We start from the raw sequence: 21,057 nt of genomic DNA on the forward strand, positions 1-21,057 counted from the left end.
TTAAAACATACTTTGCAATAACTGCATATACAGTGACTGTACCTGCTACTAATGCATATACCATACTCATGCACCAACCTTTTTTGATAATGATTATCACTTTTAAATACATTTTATCATTAAAGAGAATCATTATCAATACTTTTCATAAAGAAAGCCCCTTATAGAAAGGAGCTTTACTGCCTGTTTTGAAGAAGGTTAAAACTTGTTGTGCACTCTTATTATATCTCATAATACATATCTTAACAGTTTTAAAAATTGGAAATTACCTATATACCCTCCTCTTTACATTTTGTATAATAAAAGGGAATTACTTAACAAGGAGGAAAATAATGACACAAAATATTTCACAAGGCGAGAGGATACATTCCATAGATATTATTAGAGGAATAGCTGTACTAGGTATTTTTCTTGTTAACTGGCCAATTATCGCCGGGGTTGACTCACGTGATATTACAGGAATTTACGAAGGGATAGACAGCTATATTCGCCTATTTTACGATATGTTTATTCAAACGAAATTTTATACAATTTTTTCGTTTTTATTCGGATTAGGTTTTTATATTTTTATGAATCGTGCTGAGGCGAAAACCGATCGTCCAAAAACTTTGTTTGTTCGCCGCTTACTTATTTTATTATTATTTGGTTTCTTACACTACGTTCTTTTATGGGACGGGGACATTTTACATACTTATGCAATTACCGGATTTTTCTTATTTTTATTTTACAAGAGAAAGCCACGTACTATTTTAATATGGTCAATTGTACTATTAAGTTTCATGCAATTGTTCACATTAGTAGGTTCTCTTCTCATGTTATTAGTGCCGGTAGATGAACTAGGCCTTTCCATAGCCATTATGCCGTTAGAAAACTGGGGCTTACAAATTACAGACAGATTCCATTCTTTCTATTCTAAAGCAATAAGTAACAGTCTTATTATGCTTCCTGAAACACTAGGATTGTTTTTACTAGGATTATATGCCGGTAAAAAAGACATTTTCCGCCGTGCTAAAGAATTAGATCTAAAACTTAAAAAATGGCAAATCATTATGTTCATTTTAACATTACCGATGTGGTTTATTATGGTTTACTTCTTTATGAACAATCAACCATACACACCATTTTCACTTATGGGTATTACGATGATAAGCGGAAAGACATTGTTCATCTTCTACATTGTCACGTTAATGCGTTTATTACAAAAAGAAAGATGGCAAACATTATTACGTCCGTTCCAGTATGTTGGTCGAATGGCGTTAACAAACTACATTTCACATACAATTATTACATTACTTGTATTCGGACTATTGTTCAAAAATGATTATCTTGCTCCATTATGGGTAGGTCCTCTATTTTGCATTAGTTTCTATACGTTACAAATCTTTATTAGCCGCTGGTGGCTGTCACGTTATCAATACGGGCCACTTGAGTACATTTGGCGTCTTGGTACGTATGGGAAAATGATGCCACTTAAAAAGAAAAGCAAGGTCTCATAATGAGACCTTGCTTTTTTACGCTTCTCTTACTGCACTTTGCATAGACACTGGCTCTTCTTTTACTTTCACTTTACGCTGCGGCACCATATTAAATACAATATTTAAAAGTACTGCTGACGCACTTCCAAGTACAATTCCGTTATCTGTTAAAATACGAATGTTTTCAGGAAGTTGTGAGAATAATGTCGGAACAACTGTAACCCCAAGCCCAATTCCGACAGAACATGCAACGATTAATAAGTTTTCTTGTTTACCAAAATCAACGCTACTTAACATTTTAATACCATATGCCATTACCATACCAAACATCGCTAACATTGCACCGCCAAGTACTGATTTCGGGATAATAGTTGTAATAGCTGCGATTTTTGGAATAAACCCAAGAACGATTAACATACCACCACAAGTATAAATAATAACGCGATTTCTTACTCCAGTTAATTGAACAAGTCCTACGTTTTGAGAGTATGTTGTATATGGGAACGCGTTAAAAATACCACCTAACACCATCGCTAATCCTTCTGCGCGATAACCTTTTGTTAATTCTTTTTCACCAATCTTTTTATTGCAAATATCAGATAATGCAAAGTAAACACCTGTTGCTTCTACAATCCCTACGCAAGCAACTAAAATCATCGTAATAATTGGCGTTAATTCAAATGTTGGTGTACCGAAGTAAAACGGCTGAATACCATGGAACCAATCCGCTTCTCCAACCGCTTGCAAACTTACTTTCCCCATAAATGCTGCGACAATTGTACCGAACAATAGACCAAGTAAAATAGAGATTGAACGAATAAATCCATCAAAGAAACGATACATAATGATGATAAATAGTAATACACCAAATGCTAACGCTAAATTTTCAAGACTACCAAAATCCTTACTTCCTACTCCTCCAGCCATATCATTAATTGCTGCTGGAACAAGTGTAACTCCAATTACGGTAACGACAGATCCTGTTACAACAGGTGGAAACAGTTTTACAAGCTTTCCAAATAATTTCGCAAAAATAACAACGAATAACCCGGCAGCAATAATCGCTCCATAAATAGAAGACACACCGTATTGTTTCCCGATTGCAATCATCGGCCCAACCGCTGTAAATGTGCAACCAAGTACAACGGGAAGTCCAATACCGAAAAAGCGATTTGATAATGCTTGTAAAATCGTCGCAACGCCGCACATTAATAAATCAATCGAGACTAAATATGTTAACTCTTTTTGATTTAAACCAAGTCCGCCGCCCACAATAAGCGGAACGATAATTGCGCCAGCATACATCGCCAGCATATGCTGCATACCAAGCGATGCGATTTTAAATGGATGTTGCTTCATCGTTTATTTCACCTCCGCAGTTTCTTGCTGTACAAATGTAACTGTGCCGTTATCAAGTGATGCAATTTCTGCTAGTGACTCAACACGAACTCCTTGTTCACGAAGCTTCTTTCCTCCATCTTGAAATGCTTTTTCAATAACAATACCAATTCCTGCAATACTTGCTCCTGCTTGCTCTACTAAACTCATTAAACCTAAAGCAGCCTGACCATTTGCTAAAAAGTCATCGATAATTAAAACACGATCATTTTCATCGATATGATTTCGAGATAATGAAATTTCATTCGTTTCTTGTTTCGTAAATGAATATACGTTTGCAACGTACATATTATCTTGTAACGTTAACGATTTACGTTTTCTTGCAAAGATTACTTTTACACCAAGCTCTAATGCAGCCATAACTGCTGGTGCAATGCCTGAAGATTCAATCGTCACGATTTTTGTAATGTTCTCTTCTTTAAAACGTTTAGCAAATTCTTTTCCGATCTCTTGCATAAGTACTGGGTCAATTTGATGATTTAAAAATGCATCTACCTTTAATACGTCACCAGATAAAACCTTTCCTTCGTTCAAAATCTTTTCTTGTAATACTTTCATGTTTGTTCCCCCTCTTATGCAATAAAAAACTCCAAAAGCCGCCACCACTCGTTACAAGTGAGAGACGCGCTTTTGGAGTTTCGCAAAAAAGAATGCTAAACAAGCAAATATATTCGTCCTCACTCATAGTCAAAGTATTTACGGTACTTCGGTAGAAACTTGCAGGCCATATCCCCGCGATTATATGAGTGTAGCTAACTATTTATTTTATAGAAGGATTATAACGCACTTTTTATACTTTGAAAAGCATTTCTTAATAAAACACGTACAAATTTTATAAAAACATCATTTTTGTTCGAGTTTTGTAAACTCTTACATATTATTTCAAAGTGTCGTTAAAATAATCGGCCCATCTTTTGTAATCGCAATTGTATGCTCATATTGCGCTGATAATTTCCCGTCCATCGTTCTTGCAGCCCATCCATTTAAATCTACTTTTGAATATCGCATACCTACATTGACAATAGGCTCAATTGTAATTACCATTCCTTCTTGTAGTTCAGGCCCTTGTCCTTGTTTCCCAAAATGAAAAATTGCTGGTTCTTCATGAATCTCTTTACCAATCCCGTGCCCCGTAAAGTCTCTTGCAACCGAAAAACCTTCAGTAGCTACATAACTTTCAATTGCATAGCCAATGTCTCCTACATGATTACCGATTACCGCCTGACCAATCCCTTTATATAAAGCATTCTCAGCTACTAACAATAACTTTTCTGCTTCATCAGAAACATTTCCAATTCTATACGTCCAAGCAGAATCTGAAAGACCACCATTTAAGTTTACTACCATGTCAATTGTTACAATATCTCCCTCAGTTAAAGGAACATCGGCGGGAAACCCATGGCACATTTCAGCATTTACAGATGCACATATCGCATATGGATACCCGTTGTAACCTTTCTGCTGAGATGTTGCACCATGCTTTTCTAAATAAGCTTCAACAAACGTATCAATTTCTTTTGTCGTAATACCTGGTTTCATCATTTTGGCAATTTCCCTATGACATGAAGCAAGTAATTTCCCAGATTCATGCATCAAATCTATTTCATTTTTCGTTTTAATTGTAATCATTCTACCTCTCCTTGCTAAACCTGCTATTTGCTACTAAAGTTCAATCATACACATCCTCTGTCAAAATTTCAAAACTCTCAATTACAACAAGTACAAAAATATGTATCCTATACTTCTAAATCAAAATAAAGAAACAGAAGATCCCCTCTGTTTCTTAATCATTTTTACATATATAATTCATTTTCAAAAACTCAAAACAACTACCATTTGTTTTCTGTATAAACGTTCCAACAGCTTCAAATCCTGCTCTTTTATACACTTTAATCGCTCTCTCATTACATGTCGCTACTGATAGTGTTATATAATTGCAACCATATTTTTCTTTACTAAAAGCTAGTCCAGCGTTTACGAACTGTAAACCAAATCCATTTCCAGTTATATCAGGTCTCATTCCAAGACCTATATCAACCGTTCCATCATTTATTTTACAAACAGTAAAAAAACCAATGAGAGTGCCATTTTCCTTCACAGAAAATGTATGATTTCCTCTACTCTCATCATGTAAAAACTCAGCTAAATCTTCTTCATCTGCACCTATATCGTAAAAGGAATACCTCCCTTCATAATGCCAGTTATATGCAATTTCTTCTGCTTCTTCTTGCGTCATTACTGTATATGTATAAGCCATTCTTCTATCCCCCTTGAAAAAAAGAGCTGCAATTAAGCAGCTCTTTTTTATAACTCATAGATTTCTTTATACTTCGCTTCTAAATAATCTGCTAAGTAGTTTGCATTTAATCCTTCACCTGTCACATCTTCTAAAATTTCAAGTGGCTTTTTCGTTTTACCGTATTGGTGAATATTTTCTGTTAACCATTCACGAATTGGTGTTACGTTTCCTTCTTCTAATAATGCATCAAAGTTCGGAATGTCTTTTAACATTCTTTGCTTAAATTGCGCTGCATACATATAACCAAGCGCATAAGATGGGAAGTATCCAAATGAACCACCAGCCCAGTGAACATCTTGCAATACACCTTGTGCATCGCTTTCCGGACGAATTCCTAAATATGCTTCCATCTTATCATTCCAAGCCACTGGCAAATCCTTCACTTGTAATGTACCATCAAATAATTCTTTCTCAAGTTCATAACGAACCATGACGTGAAGCGGATATGTAAGCTCATCTGCTTCTATACGAATGAACGATGGCTTCGATTCGTTAATCGCATCATAAAACTCATCTACTGATATATCATTGAATTGACCATCGCTATACTCTTTTAATAAATCATAATTTTTCTTCCAGAATGATTTATTACGACCGATAAAGTTCTCAAAGAATAATGATTGTGACTCATGAATACCCATAGAAGTTCCACTACATAGCGGTGTACCTTCGAATTTCTCTGCAATATTTTGTTCATATACAGCATGGCCACATTCATGAATTGTTCCAAACACTGCCATACGGAAATCTTTTTCATCATAACGTGTTGTAATACGAACGTCCCCTCTATTTAATGTAATCTCAAATGGATGTACCGTTTCATCAAGACGACCTGCTTTAAAGTCATAATTCAATTGCTTTAATAACTCTAATGTAAAGTTCTTTTGTTTTTCTTTTGAAAAATGTTCTGATAAAGCACTTGTCTTTAATCTCTTTTGTGACTCCGATATTTCTTTTACGAGCGGAACGATACGCTCACGAAGTTGACCAAATACGTGATCTAACACTTCTACTGTAATACCTGGCTCATACATATCTAACAATGTATTATATTTATATGTTTCGTAACCCCAATATGTAATGAATTTCTTTTTAAATTCAACTATTTGTTCTAAATACGGACGGAACATTTCGAAATCAGATTTTTCCCGAGCTTCTTCCCACACACTTTCCGCTTTCGCTTCTAATTTCACATACGCCTCGTATTCCGCTTGTGGAATTTTCTTATTTCTATCATATTCTTTACGACACTCTTCAACCATTTTCTTCGTCGTTTCAGAAAGTTTATCTTCACTTATTAAAGCTTCAAGCTCTGTTAAATAATTTCCCATCTCATCTGAAGTCGACATAACAAACACTTCTGATGAAAGCATACCAATTACTTCTGAACGCTGGTCTACACCTTTTTTAGGCGCACCTGTTCTTAAGTCCCAAAACATTAAGCTTAATGCTTCACCGTAATTTTGTATCTTCTTCACATATGTTAAAAATTGTTTTTCTACTTCATATGTAGCTACTGTCATCGTATAAAACCTCCCTTTTCTACCTCAAACTTAATTCGACATGGAAACCTAAATTCCTTTTATAATAGAAAAAAAGCTTGGCAAGCGCCAAGCTTTCTCCTTATAATTCTTTACCTTCTACTGGTAGTACGTTTTTCACCGCTTCTATCACTTTCTCATCTTCTGTATCAGATAAGAAGATTGATATAGCCCCTTTATCGTCGCTCGTACGAATTAAACGTCCAATCCCTTGACGAAGACGTAAAATCATATACGGTACATCTACATCCCAGAATGGATTATTTACATGTTTACGCTTCGCTTCAAACACAGGATCGTTTGGAGGGAATGGTAATGACCAAATAATAACATGCGATAATGATGAACCAGGAATATCTAAACCTTCCCATAAATGAACAGCACAAAGTACAGTCTCTTCTTCATTTTGGAAACGAGAAACGAGCTGACTAATTTCTTGATCCCCTTCATATAGGAACGGAACGGACATTTGTTCTTTACTTACATATTCTTTAAACGCTGCAAGTTCTTGTGTTGTACGGAATAATACAAGTGTACGTCCATTTGTTTTCTGTATATTTTCAAGTGTATATTGACACTTTCTTTCCCATTCGTTCTCTTTCGTATGCGATAGTAAGTTTACTGCCATTTGCTCCTCATAATCAAACGGTGAGGCAACTGAGAATGATAAGTAATCTCTTACCCCTAGGCTATTTGCTGTAAATGCGAATGAATCGTTGTTAGATAATGTAGCAGAAGAGAAAATATACGGGATTTTCTTCGAGAATACTTTCTCTTGTAATACTTCTTCAACTGCACGTGGCATAATCACTAACGTGAAGGCTCCATCACCTTCTTCACCCCATGTAATTACATTTTTCTCGTGCATGAACAGACGAAGTGAATGTTCTAATACATCTAAATGTTCATCAACGATATTTAAATCATACGTGTTTACTGTATGCATTTCACTTTCAAATACTAATGCATCACCGACTTCACCAATTTTCGCATAAAGTCTATTCGCTTCAGCTGTTACTTTTTCTGTCACAGTAATTTCTAAACGATCAGAACCGGCGATTTCCTTTTTATTTTCTTGTAACACATCAAAGAATCGCTCTGTTTGCCAAATTGTTTCTTCTACTAAATGTGCAAACTCTTCACGAATATCGTTTTGCAACAATCTTGTTAAAAGTTGCTCCATCATCGTTTGCTTTAAACGATATGTTAAAGCTTTTTGAGCTGCATATTCTACAAGATGTCCTTCATCGAATACAACGCAGCTACTTTCAGGTAATAACGGAATTTGCCCTTCACGCTTACGAGCATCGTACGTCCAAATATGATCCATGTAGAAATCTTGAGAACAAATAATTAAATCTGCCGCTTTACGATAATGTTCACGAGAAAGAGTTTGACCACAACGATGACGAGAATCACAAGTGAAGCAATCTTGGAAGTAATCCCAATTTACTTTTGACCATTCCTCATCATTTAAAAGTGGAAATTCTTTTCTGTCGCCGTAGTGAGTAAAGTTTTGCATCGTACCATGATCGAATACAAACTGTGGTAATTCGTAGTATACATCTTCAATTACTTCTGGAGCTCGTCCACTCATAACATCTTCAAGTTTACGTAAACATAAATAATTATCCATTGATTTCGCAAGTCTAACATCAACAGATAGTCCTAATGCTTCAGATAACTTAGCAATGTCTCCTTCTTCTTTCACAAGCTGCTCAATTAACGTTTCATCAGCACAAGCGATAATAGCCGGTTTTCCAGTATAACGCGCATAGCAAATTGCATATAGAAGATATACAATTGTTTTCCCTGTTCCTACACCCGCTTCTGCGAACATTACTTTCTTTTCTTGGAAAGCACGCTCTAATTGAAACGCCATAAAAATTTGTTCATCACGCTCTTCAAAGCCTTTTTCTGGAAGGATATCGTAAAACACATCTCCAATCCATTCATTCAACTTATCATAAAAATTATCTTGTTTTCCTACTTCAAATGGTAATCTCTTCTCAGTAAACATCCTTAGCCTCCAACCAAAAAGTTTTTCTATAAAAAGATATAGCAACTGCTACTCATATGTGTGCAGCCACTTTCCCCTGTTGCCATACATAGAAATACACGAAAAAAAATTTTCCTTTCGAAAAAGGAAAATTTTTTTCTATATTAATGACTTTAAATACCGTTTATCAATCGCTGTTTCGTGTGAAAGAGCTGACAAATATTCTTCTTGTGCTTTTTGTATTTCCTCTACAATCGCACCTTGGCTATCCACTTCTTTCCCGATCTCATCATACGTACGATGAATAGCTTTTTGAATCATAGATAATTGGAAACTATCCATATCACGTCCTCCTTTACGCATTACATAATAGCCAGTATATGCGCGCTGGAGGAGTTTTATACTATGAATTACGCGGTGGACGTTTTCCGAAGTATTGGTAGTAATCTGTACGGATAAATCCATTAAACAGTTTACGTTTCTTCGATGCATCTTTTCCATAACACTTTTCAAATGCTTCGTAGCTGGTTAATACATACGCTGACCATGTATCTAATGGGCGGAATACTTGTCCCATTTCTTTGTACAATTGTTCAACGAGTGCTTTTTCACTTAAACGTTCTCCGTATGGAGGATTCGTTACAACATAGCCATAATCCTCTTTTGTCGTGAAATCTTTTACTTGCATTTGTTTAAATGTAATTAAATCACTTAAGCCCACTTCTTCTGCATTATCTTGAGCAACTCGGATCATACGATGATCAATATCTGATCCAATGATTTGTAGTGGTTGATTATAATTCGCTAAATCTTCAGCTTCTTGACGAGCTTCACGCCAGTTTTGTTTACCAACCCAGCCCCACTCATCTGATGCAAAACCACGGTTAAATCCTGGTGCAATATTTTGTCCAATTAATGCTGCTTCAATCGGAATTGTACCTGATCCACAGAAAGGATCCACGAAAGGACGATCCGGCTTCCAGTTTGTTAACTTAATTAAAGACGCAGCCAATGTTTCTTTTAATGGGGCTTCCCCTTGATCCATACGGTATCCACGTTTATGAAGTCCAACACCACTTGCATCAATTGTTAATGTTGCAATATCCTTGAGCATTGCGATCTCAATACGGAATAACGGACCATCTTCTTCAAACCAAGTTGTACGTTTATATGTTGTTTTTAATTTTTCAACGACAGCTTTTTTAACGATACGTTGGCAATCTGAAACACTGAACAACTCAGATTTTAACGATTTACCAATTACAGGAAATTCCCCATTCTCTGGAATATAATCTCCCCAGTTTAATGCTTTCGTCTTTTCAAACAGCTCATCAAATGTTGTCGCTTTGAATTCGCCAACTTTAATTTTCACACGGTCCGCAGTACGTAACCATAAGTTCGTGCGACAAATCGCCTTTTCATCTGCTTCAAATGTTACTTTGCTGTTTTCCACTTGGCATTCATAACCAAGATCACGAACTTCTCGGGCAACTAACGCTTCAATACCCATTGCCGCTGTTGCAATTAAAGTAACTTTTCCCATTTGCATTCACCTCTTATGTATAGTTAAACAATAATTAATAGCAATTTGTCCTATTAATCATTACATTTTACGAAGAATTTTCTCATTAACCATTTTAACTCATAATTTATAACTTCATACAAATAAAAAGCCCTCCTCTAACAAAGGAGAGCTGAGTTATTTCATAGTTGGTTCATAACGTTCTGTAAGCCATGTTCTGTTCCTTTGTACTGCAAACGGCCCACGCCTCGTACTCCGGTGGCAATCATCTATCTACAGGTTATACAACCTGTCCTTTCCCATCGTTCATTTCCTTGGAAAAGATTCCCCTACCATTATTTGGGTTTCTCGCTCGTGGGGTTTACCTCGTTCCACTCCTATCATTTCTTCAAGGACTTCGTCACTGTGGCACTTTAAAGGTAGTCAAACCATATCCGAAAGGACTTAGGTTTTTTCCCTGCCGTTAAACCAGCCTTACAGCCAGAATACCCTAGCTTATGAATTGGCTAGGCACGAACACTACAGCCATCTCAGGCCGTGCGAGCATGGACTTTCCTCTACAACGTTGGCGTTGCAGCGATTACCCAAACGTTATGACATCCATTAGTATAGTGGAAACAAAAAGATTTTGCAATGTTTTTTTCTATGTAAAATGCTTTAACCTTTTTACCACTAGAAATTATTCGTATAACTTACTTCCAAATACAGCTTTTTCTAAATTAGATAGACGTTTTAAAATGTCCGTATTCGTGTTGTTATATACAGGTTGTGCAACTGGTGTTTGTACAACTGGTTGTTGTGGCACTTGCGTTGCTACTAATTTTTGTTCCTCTAATTCACGCTTTAAACGAGCATTTTGTTGCTTTAATTGATCAAACTCCTTGTGGAAAGCTTCATAGTCTTTAATGATCATATCAAGAAACTTGTCTACTTCTTCTTGTTGATAGCCTCTCATGCCTGTTTTAAATTCTTTTTCTAAAATATCTTTCGCCGTTAATTTAATTTTATCCGAAATCATTTTCTTCACCTCAAATTTTTGCCAAAACTTTCATTACCTAAATTTTTTCAGAAACAATGCCTTTTGTCAATCATATATACGAGTACTATATTACATATTACTCAGCATTATTCCACTGTTCCTCTTCTATTATATCTTGTAAATCAGAAAAAAGAATAAAATAACTATGATAATTTTCTATTTCTCCTTTTTTCTTTGCTGCTTCTACAATATATTTGGGACTCCCTGGTTTTTCTTCATCATATACAGCTAAAAGTGCATCACTTTTTTCAATAAAAAATTGATTTTTTAATTTAAATTGTTCCGGGCTTTCGTACTTCCGTTTCGTAATACTATCAATATGGTCTGCTTGAGAGAGAATACATTCGTAATATTCACGGTTATCTTCCTTCCAGCTTTCTTCTTGTTCTAAAAACGGAGTAAATACCGCTAATTTTAGATCTGGATATTCTACTTGAATTTCAAAAACAACTTCAGCAGCCCATAATTCGACTCCTAACTGCCCACTTATTATCACCCATTCCAAACCTTCTTCTACAAAAGTAGTTAATTTTCGATGCAATGCTTTTTTTATACATTCCACCCCTGGATGATCATTTTTAAATATACCAAGTTCAAATGGCTTATATCCCGTTACAGCAATAACTTTCATATCAACACTCCAATTACAAAAAAAGAACTAGCATTTCGCTAGTTCTAACATATCATTTACTTTTTAAATATTCCACCAACGTTTGGTCCAATATTCGGACCTACTGGTGATACATTATTCGGTAAGAATGGTGATACATTTGGTCCTGGACCAAATGGAGATATTTGATGTCCAAAATGTCCATGATGTCCATGACCACATGGTCCACATCCGCCGCCGAATCCTGGATCAACTGGGTCTACCACATTTACATTCGAGTTTGTTTGTGGGAAGAAGTTTTGGTTTTTAATTTGTTGATGGTGTACATGTGTTGTATGCGTTGGGAAAATGTGTGGCACCACCGTTGTTGAAAAAGAGTGTGTTACGCATTGTTTCGTCGGATGAATGACAGGAGCAGTTGTACAAATAGGTCCTACAGGCTTATGCCCTCCAAAACAAGGATGACAATGATGCATAGTTTTTTCTCTCCTCTCTCGTTAAAAAAATCTGACTACACTTTACAATATGAGAAAAGAGAGAAAGCCGTTTGTTATATATACCCATTTATTACAAGGAAATTTGTCTAGCCTTCTGCTTTATACGTAATGCTTTTTATAGACAACCCCCAAAATTACTTACCAAAAAAACCTCCAACTTGCTTTACAATACCTGTCACTTGGTTCATCGCATTCATCATTTGTCCAGCTGTATTCATCATTTTATTTACATCATAGTTACCATCTGAGTTTTTAAATTGGGAAACAAAACTAGAAAATTGACTCGGTTGCTGTTGTTGTTTTTGTTTATTCTGCGTCGGGTACGGTTGTTTTGGTGGATAAAACATCGCTTGTTGATTTCCATAGGGAGATGGTGGTGGCATATAGTATTGTGAATTCATATAAGGTTGCTGTTGTTGATCCATATAAGGCTGCTGTTGTTGTGGTTGATTCGTATAGGGTTGTTGCTGTTGCTCCATATAGGGCTGCTGTTGTTGATTCGTATAGGGTTGCTGCTGTTGCTCCATATAGGGCTGCTGCTGTTGATTCGTATGTGGTTGCTGCTGTTGTTGTGGTTGATTCATAAACGATACTTCAAATGGCTGGTAATAATTTTGATTTCCATAATTAGGTTCGAAAGGATACATATTATACCGTAAATATGTATCCGTATTATATTGGTACATATTTTGCTGTGCATATGGATAAGATTGCTGATATACGTTAGATTGTTGAAACATGCATTCTCTCCTCCTTCACATAAGTTTCTACATATATAATATGTACTTGTAAAATAATTTGTGTGACGGAGTATCTGTCTATTTTTGTCGGAAGTTTAAATTTTTAAAAAATTAAAAAAGAAAACCCTTCCATGCTATGATAGTGAAGAAGAAGATTCTCATGGGGGAGGAATCAACATGGTATTAGGGGATTTAAAACAAGCGTTTTCTCAAAAAAAGGGGTATTACACAGAGAATGTAAATGAATTGTTAGACTTTGCGAGACATTGGTATCTCGAAGGGAAAATATGCATTTCAGATTACCGAACATTAATAAAAGAATTAGAAATAAACGGTGCAACAAAACCTACAACAATGACAGAAGCATAAAAAAAAACAAGAGGGTTTCCCCTCTTGTTACTTACATTGCTCAATTATATTTTGCAAAGTATACGAAATGGCTTGATGTGTTTCAAAGAATCGCTTACCTTTACCTTTATTTACAAAACATTGCAACACATTTGTCTGTAAATTATCGTACACTTGATCAATTTGCTGTACATGTATATACTTCGGTTTTTCTTCCTTAATCCATTTATAAGCTAATTCTTTCCACACTTTTAATTCCTCATCTACCATATCTACAAATGGTTTCATATCCTTATAAAAATCGTACTCAATCATTTCTCTTTTTTTCACATTCGCTTCATTATTATACTGCATGAGTTTTTCTGAAGATTGTATCAATGCTTCATACTTCATTTTATTCCCACCTTATTATGCACTCACTACGACGTTTTGAAATGCCTTCACCCAATTCCCTTTTTCTTCGTGATGCACTAATTTATTTTCCATATGCTCAATATGCATTTCTGTTATTTCTATCTTATTGCATATTTTTTCACCCGTATCCTTCAATGCATGATTCATTCTAATCCCTATATTCATTTCCAGCAAATCGAGAGAACTTAACATTTGATCCATTGTTTTCATTACATCTTCCTTCTGAACCATCGCCATATACAAAACGCCCCCTTCTTTGCTTTTCCTTTGTCATGTAATTTCGCCGAATGACTCCTCACTCCTGCTCACATGACAAAACTAGTTGTTATTCGTCAAAGAAATCATTTTGTATGTCATTTATAGAAATGGTAACAATACAAAAAGGAGGTGTATGAAAATGACAAAGAACAAAAACGACAAAAAGAAAAAACAAAACAAACAAAATAAACCCGAGACTGGCAACCCTAAGTTAGATGGTCCAAACTTCCCTGCTACATAAAGTGAAACTTTAGCACTTTTACAAAAAGCTAATTTCTGAAGCATCCTTAATCTCCTATATTCATTACGTTTTGAGATTAAATTGTTAGCATACACGGCAGGATTACTTCACATTAAGAAGTCCCGTCTTCATTTATGAAGACGGGACTTCTTTTTTATTATATCACGAACTCATCCATCCTTTTAACAAAACGATTTACGATAGAAGCAACATAGATTTGCTCCCTCTTTCTTTTATACCATTCTGTTATATCAACTTCACCCTTATACTCTTCCAGTAGAAACAACTCATTTATTTCCATATCTCTACAAAACCAATCTCTCATACTTATTTCCTTATGTGCAACGACAGGATAAACCTCTCTAAGGGCTGGCGTACAAGATTTTCTAGCTTCTCTTACATAATATTCATAATCTGCTCTTGATCCTGTGTGTATAGTTTGCAATGCAAACCTATGGAATAAACTTTTATAATTCGGATGAAACAGTAACTCCGCTAATTTCTGCCCTAGTTCTATACGCTTTTGTAACGTTTCAAATTGATAAACTGAAAAACCATACATCCTCCCTTCAACAGTCGGAAAAATAACAGCACTAATATGAAGCATTTCTTGCAATTTAAAAAGTGCAGTATGGAATACATGTTTTTTAAAATATGCATTCTCAATAACTGGTTTTTGAATTTTATTTTGCTCATTTATAATAAGCGCTGTCATGAGCCTATTTATATCTTTTTTTTCCCAAAAATAAATCCATTCTTTTTCCATAAAAATTGATACGTTAAAATATTGTAACAAATAGAATAGTGGTACCTGCCTCCTCTTACTTTCTTCGTATAACAATAGCTGAGGAAATGCATCTAAAAAAATAATCCAATTCGCTTCTTCATAAGTCAGAAACAAATGTTTTTTTACTGTTTGAGGTAAAACAGTAGCATAATATCTCCCTTTTAAATCAGTCATATTCCATCCAGCATTTCTCGAGACCATACTTGCTAAAAAGGCCCACCTAATTTCACTGTTCCTTACATAATATTCTTGATAAGACTGTGTTCGAGAAATATTGTCCATATTAGCCATTTCTATTTTCCTCTTAATGTTATAAACGATTGTTTTTTCTTCGTCTGTACAAACCATATTTTTACGATATTGTTTAATTTTCTCATAATCATTCCATGTAAACATAAATAAGTCATCATGCCTTTCTTCAAAAAGGTCACATCTTTTTTCATTTTTTGTTATAATCACCTTTGTAAGTAATTCTTAGCAAGTTGGGAGTGGACACACTATGACCATTCGTTACCCAAACGGAAAACGGTACAATCAAGCTTCACAACCTCATAAAACACCAATTAAAAAACATACTTATAGTAATAGAGGTATGTCCCTTGAAGAGGAATTGAATGAAACAAATGAATATTACTTAACCCATAATATTGCATGTGTACATAAAAAACCTACACCTCTTCAAATTGTAAAAGTAGATTACCCCGCTCGAAGTGCTGCAGTGGTAAAAGAAGCGTATTTTAAACAACCTTCTACAACAGATTACAACGGTGTATACAAAGGGAAATACATCGATTTTGAAGCGAAAGAAACAAAAAATAAAACCAGCTTTCCACTTCAAAACTTCCACCTTCATCAAATTGAACATATGAAGCAAGTAATCGTTCATGATGGAATTGCATTTGTTATTATTAAATTTACACTTTTTGATGAACTTTATTTACTAGATGCAAAACATATTATTGCATTTTGGAATCGTCAAAATACTGGTGGACGGAAATCGATTACGAAAGAAGAAATAGAAGAGCATGGATCTTTATTATCATGCGGTTATCACCCTCGGATTGATTATATCCGTGTACTAGACACGGTTTATTTTTCGTGATAGAGTCATCACTAAGGCTCTTTTTTCGACTTTTGGGGAGAGAATGAAAGGTAGGAGAAAGTATAATGTCAGATAATTATCGTTCTCGTACAGAACGAAATCATGTAAAAAATCAAAATCAAAAGCAAGAAACAAATAAAGAAAAAAAACCAAAGAAAAAAGGCTCCTTTTTTAAAAAATTCCTTATAGGTTGTCTACTTCTTGGTATCGTTGGTCTTATAGCTAGCGTTTCCGCTTTCTTTGTTATGGTGAAGGACGCTCCAAAATTAGACAAATCAAAACTTGTCAATCCTTTATCAACAAAGTTTCTTGATAAGAATGGGAACTTTTTCTATGAATACGGTGCTGAAAAACGAACCCACGTTACGTATGATCAAATTCCAAAGGTAGTTGAAAGTGCATTCCTTGCAACTGAGGATTCACGTTTCTATGATCATAATGGAATTGATTTTAAACGAACTACAAAAGCAGTTATGGAAAATGTCACTGGAGGGTTCGGATCTCAAGGTGGTAGCACGATTACACAACAAGTAGTCAAAAACTATTTTCTAACGATGGACAAAACTGCGAAGAGAAAAGTACAAGAATGGTACCTATCTTACAAATTAGAGCAACAATACTCTAAACATGAGATCTTAGAAATGTACTTAAATAAGATTAACTTAGGTAACCGTTCGTACGGTATTGCAACAGCAGCCAAAAAATATTATAACAAAGATTTAAAAGACTTACAGTTACATGAAGCTGCAATGCTTGCAGGTTTACCACAAGGTCCTAATATTTATGATCCAACAAAAAAAGACAACGTTGAACGAGCTACACAACGTCGTAACGTCGTATTATCATTAATGAATCGACATGGTTATATAACAAAAGATGAAATGAATAACGCAATGAAAATCTCTGTAACTGAGGGTCTTCAACCGTCTTCAGAAATAACTGAGATGAAGTATCAAGCATTTTTAGATGCTGTTGTAAAAGAAGTTGAAAAAGAATATCCCGATGTAAATATCGGTTCAGATGGTTTAACAATTCATACAACAATTGATCAAGATGCTCAAGATTACGCTGAAAAAATTATGGATGGCAACCTTATTAAGTATCCGAACGATCAATTCCAAGGATCATTCGTATTTATGGATACACAATCTGGCGAAGTTCGAGCAATTGGAGCTGGGCGTAAAGAAAGTAAGTCTACTTTCAAAGGTCATAATATGGCAACTGATTTAAAACGCCAAGTCGGTTCAACGATGAAACCAATTTTCGACTACGGTCCAGCATTTGAGAATTTACAATGGTCTACATACCATCAATTAAACGACTCAGAGTATACGTATTCCAATGGTAAGAAAATACGAAATGCAACAAAAAGTTACAAAGGTGACGTTTCACTACGTGAAGCTTTGAAAAAATCATTAAACATCCCAGCTTTAAAGACAGCTCAAGCGGTTGGTCTTCCTAAGTCACAAGCGTTTGCTGAAGGCTTAGGTATGACATTTAAAGACGGCAAAACATATGAATCAACAGCAATTGGTAGTAACGATAGTTCTCCATTAGAATTAGCAGGTGCATATGCAACCTTTGGTAATGATGGTAACTATAATAAACCGCACTTCGTAAAAGAAGTCATCTTCCCAGACGGTAAAAAGAAAAGTTTTAAACCGAAAGAACAACGTGCAATGCAAGACTACACAGCTTACATGGTTACTGACGTTCTTCGTGACGTAGTAAAACCTGGTTCTGGTGGTACAGGTCCAACAGCATACGTTTCTGGTTTTGACGTAGCTGGTAAAACAGGGACACAAAACTTTGATGAAGACGTTCTTAAAAAATATGGTATTCCAGCTGATGCAAACAGAGATAGCTGGTTCGCTGGATATACACCACAATATACAATGGCTGTTTGGACTGGTTACGAAAAGGATGGTCCAGAAAATTACATTGGTGATCGCTCTACTAGAATTGCACAACAAATGTTCCAAGTAATGATGAGCAAATTTGCTACAGATAAATCTCGCTTTGAACGTCCTTCTTCTGTACAAGAAATAAACGGAGAATTATACGTAAAAGGTGCGAAAAAAGATGCAATTAAACAAATTAAAGTAGATGCACCTAGTGGTCTTAATGTTACTTTCGATGGGGCTAGCACCGTTACACTAAACTGGTCTGGACCAGCAGAAGTTGATGCGTATGCAGCAAGCTATAAAGCAACTGACGGTTCAAGTGGTAGTTTATCAATAAATGGTACGACAGCTTCTCTTGGTGGTATTAAACCAGGCGTTACTTACAGCTTCTCTGTGGTAGCGAAAAAAGGTACTGGAACAAGCCCTGCAGTTGGTGCATCCTTCACTGCACCTGGCGGAACTCCAGACCCTAAGAAAGCTGAAGAAGAGGCTAAGAAGAAGGCTGACGAAGAAGCTAAGAAAAAAGCTGATGAGGAAGTACAGAAAAAAGCTAATGAAGATAAACAAAAACTAGAAGAAGCTCAGAAAAAAGCTGCTGAAGAGCAGCGTAAACAACAAGAGCAACAGCAACAACAAGAACAACAACGTAAACAACAAGAAGAAGCTCAGAAAAAGGCTGCTGAAGAAGAAGCCGCTAGAAAGAAAGCCGATGAAGAAGCTGCTAGAAAGAAAGCTGAAGAAGAGGCTGCTAGAAAGAAAGCTGAAGAAGAGGCTGCTAGAAAAAAAGCTGAAGAAGAACAACACAAGCAACAAGAACAACAACAAAATACCGGAGGAGATACACCTCACGCAGACGGAAATGCTGTTATAACAGAGTCTTAATACAAAAAGAAGTCCTTTCTCTTAACGAGAAAAGGACTTCTTTTTTGTTATCATTTTCTTTACATATAGCTTTTCTATTTCAATATACAACTGCGCTAACTGAATATAAGAATGATAATTATTCGTTTTTTTTATAATGAACGAATATCGCTCTACAAAATTAACTGGTTGTACTTCCAATATACTCGTGTAATCTTCCATTTCGTTCAAACTATGGATAGGTTGCTCATTTAACCAATATACAATTGATAACAAATGCGCTGCAAAAAGAATCATTGGACCTTCAACTTCTTGCTTATTTCTGTTTCGAAATAGTGTAGCAATGTCTTCATGCTTACTTTTCCATACATTCAACAGTACAGGAATACTATTTTCAATTTCATTCCACGGCTCATATTGTCTTTCAATATCAAATATAAAGTAAGTATTTTGTATTATTTCTTCAAAAGACTGATCTGTATGATACGTAATCGAAGTTACGCTTTCTGTAAAAAATGGTAAGCACCGAAATTCTTTCGGTATTTCTATAACTCGCTCCATCCTTTATTTCCCCTTCATTCGCTTCTTTCCTTCACGACACACTTCTAGTAATCGGCACTCTTCACATTGTGGTCGCTGTGCTTTACAGTGGTAACGCCCAAAGAAAATCATACGATGATGTGTAACGCCCCATTCATCCATCGGAACTTTCTTCATTAATGTCTTTTCTACTTCTAACACCGAATCTTTCCACCTACAAATCGCTAACCGTTTACTCACTCTCTCTACATGCGTATCAACAGCAATCGCTGGAATTCCAAATGCAACCGAAACAACTACATTCGCTGTCTTTCTTCCTACTCCTGGTAATTTCGTCAGCTCGTCACGGTCTTCTGGAACTTTCCCGTTATAATCATCTAGCAACATCTGGCACAATTTTTGAATATTTTTCGCCTTATTTCTAAACAATCCAATGGAACGTATATCTTGTTGTAATTCTTCTAAAGACACGCTTAAATAATCTTCTGGTGTTTTATATTTTTGAAATAAATTTTTCGTCACTTTATTTACAAGTGCATCTGTACATTGTGCAGATAACGCCACCGCGATTACTAATTCAAATGGATTATCATGAATTAATTCACAATGTGCTTCTGGATACATATCCGCCATTGTGTCTAAACAATAGCGAATTTGCGTTTTATTTAACATATACTTCCTCCTACATTACTGCTCCAACCAATTATAAAAAGGCACTTTCCCAGTAAATTTCGTCTCTTGTTTTGTCGTTTGCTGCGTTCGTTGTTGATTTGCTCTAAATTTCCGTCCTTGGTTTTGGGCTTGATCTACTGTTTTAATACCATTCTTTTTCCACTCAAATAAAATACGATCAATATATCGGAAATTAAGCTTACCGCTCATTACAGCTTCCCTGAGGGCCGCTTGAATTAAATTCGGATGATGTTGATCTTGATCTTCCCACATACCCAACGTTTCACATTCAAACGGAGAAAGTGGTCTTCCAAATTCTTTTTCAAATACTGTATATAAATTTACTTGCAGTTGTTTTATTTCTTTTTGTTCTTCCTCTATTGATTCGTTCATTAAGAAATGCAATATTTTTTCCCATAGCGGTTGTAAAGAATAACTTTCACACATCATCGCTTCTGATTTTTGTCCACCTTCTAGTGATAAAAAACCTTTTTGAATCAATGTCTGAATTACTTCCATACATTTCATTTCAGTAATCGTCATCCGTTCTGAAATCTCTGACGGAGTCGGAAACGAATTGCCCGATTCTAAAAATGTGTGTACATGAAGTACAACCATAAATTCCATTTCATTTAGCCCTAATTTTTTATAATGCATCATAAGTAATTTTGGAATTGCAATGCTTCCCTGCTCAAACCACTGTAACATCATTTTCTTTTTCATCACCAAACACCTCGCTCTCTAGTATAACACACCTTTCGCTATTTCTTTTTGCCACAATTCGTCAAAAAAACCTTCCTATTATGTAGG

The 21,057-nt window shown here is 35.5% G+C and carries 23 protein-coding genes, 1 other RNA gene and 1 riboswitch; of the genes, 5 read left to right on the top strand and 19 right to left on the bottom strand.

Annotated elements, in window-relative coordinates:
• The first annotated feature begins 332 nt into the window (after positions 1 to 332).
• Positions 333 to 1,496 (top strand): DUF418 domain-containing protein, encoded by a 1,164-nt coding sequence (locus tag AC1DMU_RS08175; protein ID WP_088062733.1) that lies wholly within the window; start codon positions 333 to 335, stop codon positions 1,494 to 1,496.
• A 15-nt stretch (positions 1,497 to 1,511) separates the two neighbouring features.
• Here the strand turns inward: AC1DMU_RS08175 and pbuX are convergent, their stop codons facing one another.
• The 13 genes from pbuX to AC1DMU_RS08240 all read right to left on the bottom strand — a co-directional run bounded on the left by pbuX (position 1,512) and on the right by AC1DMU_RS08240 (position 13,120).
• Complete coding sequence (gene pbuX, locus AC1DMU_RS08180) at positions 1,512 to 2,834, bottom strand: xanthine permease PbuX (RefSeq protein WP_000809222.1); 1,323 nt, start codon at positions 2,832 to 2,834, stop codon at positions 1,512 to 1,514.
• A 3-nt stretch (positions 2,835 to 2,837) separates the two neighbouring features.
• Complete coding sequence (locus AC1DMU_RS08185; protein ID WP_000866483.1) at positions 2,838 to 3,431, bottom strand: xanthine phosphoribosyltransferase; 594 nt, start codon at positions 3,429 to 3,431, stop codon at positions 2,838 to 2,840.
• Between the two features lie 106 nt (positions 3,432 to 3,537).
• A riboswitch (purine riboswitch) is annotated at positions 3,538 to 3,639 on the bottom strand.
• A 116-nt stretch (positions 3,640 to 3,755) separates the two neighbouring features.
• Positions 3,756 to 4,502, bottom strand: coding sequence for a type I methionyl aminopeptidase (locus tag AC1DMU_RS08190; RefSeq protein WP_088062732.1), 747 nt, complete (start codon positions 4,500 to 4,502; stop codon positions 3,756 to 3,758).
• Positions 4,503 to 4,656: 154 nt separating this feature from the next.
• Positions 4,657 to 5,130: a GNAT family N-acetyltransferase gene (locus tag AC1DMU_RS08195; protein ID WP_087985567.1), complete on the bottom strand. Its 474-nt coding sequence runs from the start codon at positions 5,128 to 5,130 to the stop codon at positions 4,657 to 4,659.
• Between the two features lie 47 nt (positions 5,131 to 5,177).
• Positions 5,178 to 6,695: a carboxypeptidase gene (gene ypwA, locus AC1DMU_RS08200; protein WP_088062731.1), complete on the bottom strand. Its 1,518-nt coding sequence runs from the start codon at positions 6,693 to 6,695 to the stop codon at positions 5,178 to 5,180.
• A gap of 100 nt (positions 6,696 to 6,795) precedes the next feature.
• A complete protein-coding gene (locus AC1DMU_RS08205) occupies positions 6,796 to 8,733 on the bottom strand; it encodes an ATP-dependent DNA helicase (protein ID WP_088062730.1) in 1,938 nt (645 codons plus the stop codon).
• Positions 8,734 to 8,871: 138 nt separating this feature from the next.
• Positions 8,872 to 9,054 carry a DUF3921 family protein gene (locus AC1DMU_RS08210; RefSeq protein ID WP_000376888.1) on the bottom strand — a complete coding sequence of 61 codons (183 nt, stop codon included), beginning with the start codon at positions 9,052 to 9,054 and terminating at the stop codon, positions 8,872 to 8,874.
• 61 nt (positions 9,055 to 9,115) lie between these two features.
• On the bottom strand, positions 9,116 to 10,255 hold the full coding sequence (locus tag AC1DMU_RS08215; RefSeq protein WP_000521230.1) for a THUMP domain-containing class I SAM-dependent RNA methyltransferase: 1,140 nt from the start codon (positions 10,253 to 10,255) through the stop codon (positions 9,116 to 9,118).
• Between the two features lie 180 nt (positions 10,256 to 10,435).
• Positions 10,436 to 10,826: RNase P RNA component class B (rnpB, locus tag AC1DMU_RS08220), an RNA gene on the bottom strand.
• 87 nt (positions 10,827 to 10,913) lie between these two features.
• Complete coding sequence (gene gpsB, locus AC1DMU_RS08225; RefSeq protein ID WP_000622425.1) at positions 10,914 to 11,252, bottom strand: cell division regulator GpsB; 339 nt, start codon at positions 11,250 to 11,252, stop codon at positions 10,914 to 10,916.
• Positions 11,253 to 11,349: 97 nt separating this feature from the next.
• Positions 11,350 to 11,904, bottom strand: a complete 555-nt coding sequence (locus AC1DMU_RS08230) for an SLOG family protein (protein ID WP_000862919.1) — start codon at positions 11,902 to 11,904, stop codon at positions 11,350 to 11,352.
• Between the two features lie 56 nt (positions 11,905 to 11,960).
• Positions 11,961 to 12,359, bottom strand: coding sequence for a CotD family spore coat protein (locus AC1DMU_RS08235; protein ID WP_087985564.1), 399 nt, complete (start codon positions 12,357 to 12,359; stop codon positions 11,961 to 11,963).
• Between the two features lie 155 nt (positions 12,360 to 12,514).
• Positions 12,515 to 13,120 carry a YppG family protein gene (locus tag AC1DMU_RS08240; RefSeq protein ID WP_088062718.1) on the bottom strand — a complete coding sequence of 202 codons (606 nt, stop codon included), beginning with the start codon at positions 13,118 to 13,120 and terminating at the stop codon, positions 12,515 to 12,517.
• Between the two features lie 177 nt (positions 13,121 to 13,297).
• Here AC1DMU_RS08240 and AC1DMU_RS08245 point away from each other — a divergent pair, with 177 nt between their 5' ends.
• Positions 13,298 to 13,489 carry a YppF family protein gene (locus AC1DMU_RS08245; protein ID WP_000242661.1) on the top strand — a complete coding sequence of 64 codons (192 nt, stop codon included), beginning with the start codon at positions 13,298 to 13,300 and terminating at the stop codon, positions 13,487 to 13,489.
• Positions 13,490 to 13,516: 27 nt separating this feature from the next.
• Here AC1DMU_RS08245 and AC1DMU_RS08250 read toward each other — a convergent pair whose 3' ends face one another.
• Positions 13,517 to 13,861 (bottom strand): YppE family protein, encoded by a 345-nt coding sequence (locus AC1DMU_RS08250; RefSeq protein ID WP_000872967.1) that lies wholly within the window; start codon positions 13,859 to 13,861, stop codon positions 13,517 to 13,519.
• A gap of 15 nt (positions 13,862 to 13,876) precedes the next feature.
• Positions 13,877 to 14,119 carry a hypothetical protein gene (locus AC1DMU_RS08255; RefSeq protein WP_001252041.1) on the bottom strand — a complete coding sequence of 81 codons (243 nt, stop codon included), beginning with the start codon at positions 14,117 to 14,119 and terminating at the stop codon, positions 13,877 to 13,879.
• Between the two features lie 85 nt (positions 14,120 to 14,204).
• Between AC1DMU_RS08255 and AC1DMU_RS08260 the strand changes: the two genes are divergently transcribed.
• The gene (locus tag AC1DMU_RS08260; protein ID WP_087985562.1) at positions 14,205 to 14,381 is read left to right on the top strand and encodes a phage portal protein; all 177 of its coding nucleotides are present in this window, start codon (positions 14,205 to 14,207) and stop codon (positions 14,379 to 14,381) included.
• Between the two features lie 157 nt (positions 14,382 to 14,538).
• Here the strand turns inward: AC1DMU_RS08260 and AC1DMU_RS08265 are convergent, their stop codons facing one another.
• The gene (locus tag AC1DMU_RS08265; protein WP_087985630.1) at positions 14,539 to 15,564 is read right to left on the bottom strand and encodes a DUF2515 domain-containing protein; all 1,026 of its coding nucleotides are present in this window, start codon (positions 15,562 to 15,564) and stop codon (positions 14,539 to 14,541) included.
• A 103-nt stretch (positions 15,565 to 15,667) separates the two neighbouring features.
• Here AC1DMU_RS08265 and recU point away from each other — a divergent pair, with 103 nt between their 5' ends.
• Together recU and AC1DMU_RS08275 are read left to right on the top strand one after the other, a co-directional pair.
• Complete coding sequence (gene recU / locus AC1DMU_RS08270) at positions 15,668 to 16,270, top strand: Holliday junction resolvase RecU (RefSeq protein ID WP_046958934.1); 603 nt, start codon at positions 15,668 to 15,670, stop codon at positions 16,268 to 16,270.
• Positions 16,271 to 16,335: 65 nt separating this feature from the next.
• The gene (locus tag AC1DMU_RS08275) at positions 16,336 to 19,056 is read left to right on the top strand and encodes a PBP1A family penicillin-binding protein (protein ID WP_088062717.1); all 2,721 of its coding nucleotides are present in this window, start codon (positions 16,336 to 16,338) and stop codon (positions 19,054 to 19,056) included.
• Between the two features lie 21 nt (positions 19,057 to 19,077).
• Here AC1DMU_RS08275 and AC1DMU_RS08280 read toward each other — a convergent pair whose 3' ends face one another.
• The 3 genes from AC1DMU_RS08280 to dnaD are packed head-to-tail and all read right to left on the bottom strand — an operon-like array spanning position 19,078 to position 20,970.
• Positions 19,078 to 19,596, bottom strand: a complete 519-nt coding sequence (locus AC1DMU_RS08280) for a YpoC family protein (RefSeq protein WP_087985560.1) — start codon at positions 19,594 to 19,596, stop codon at positions 19,078 to 19,080.
• Positions 19,597 to 19,599: 3 nt separating this feature from the next.
• Positions 19,600 to 20,247 (bottom strand): endonuclease III, encoded by a 648-nt coding sequence (gene nth / locus AC1DMU_RS08285; protein ID WP_046958931.1) that lies wholly within the window; start codon positions 20,245 to 20,247, stop codon positions 19,600 to 19,602.
• 15 nt (positions 20,248 to 20,262) lie between these two features.
• Entirely contained in the window at positions 20,263 to 20,970 is a 708-nt protein-coding gene (gene dnaD / locus AC1DMU_RS08290; protein ID WP_000728534.1) for a DNA replication protein DnaD, read from the bottom strand.
• Positions 20,971 to 21,057 lie beyond the last annotated feature (87 nt).

This window comes from Bacillus sp. 01N45, from assembly GCF_056399205.1.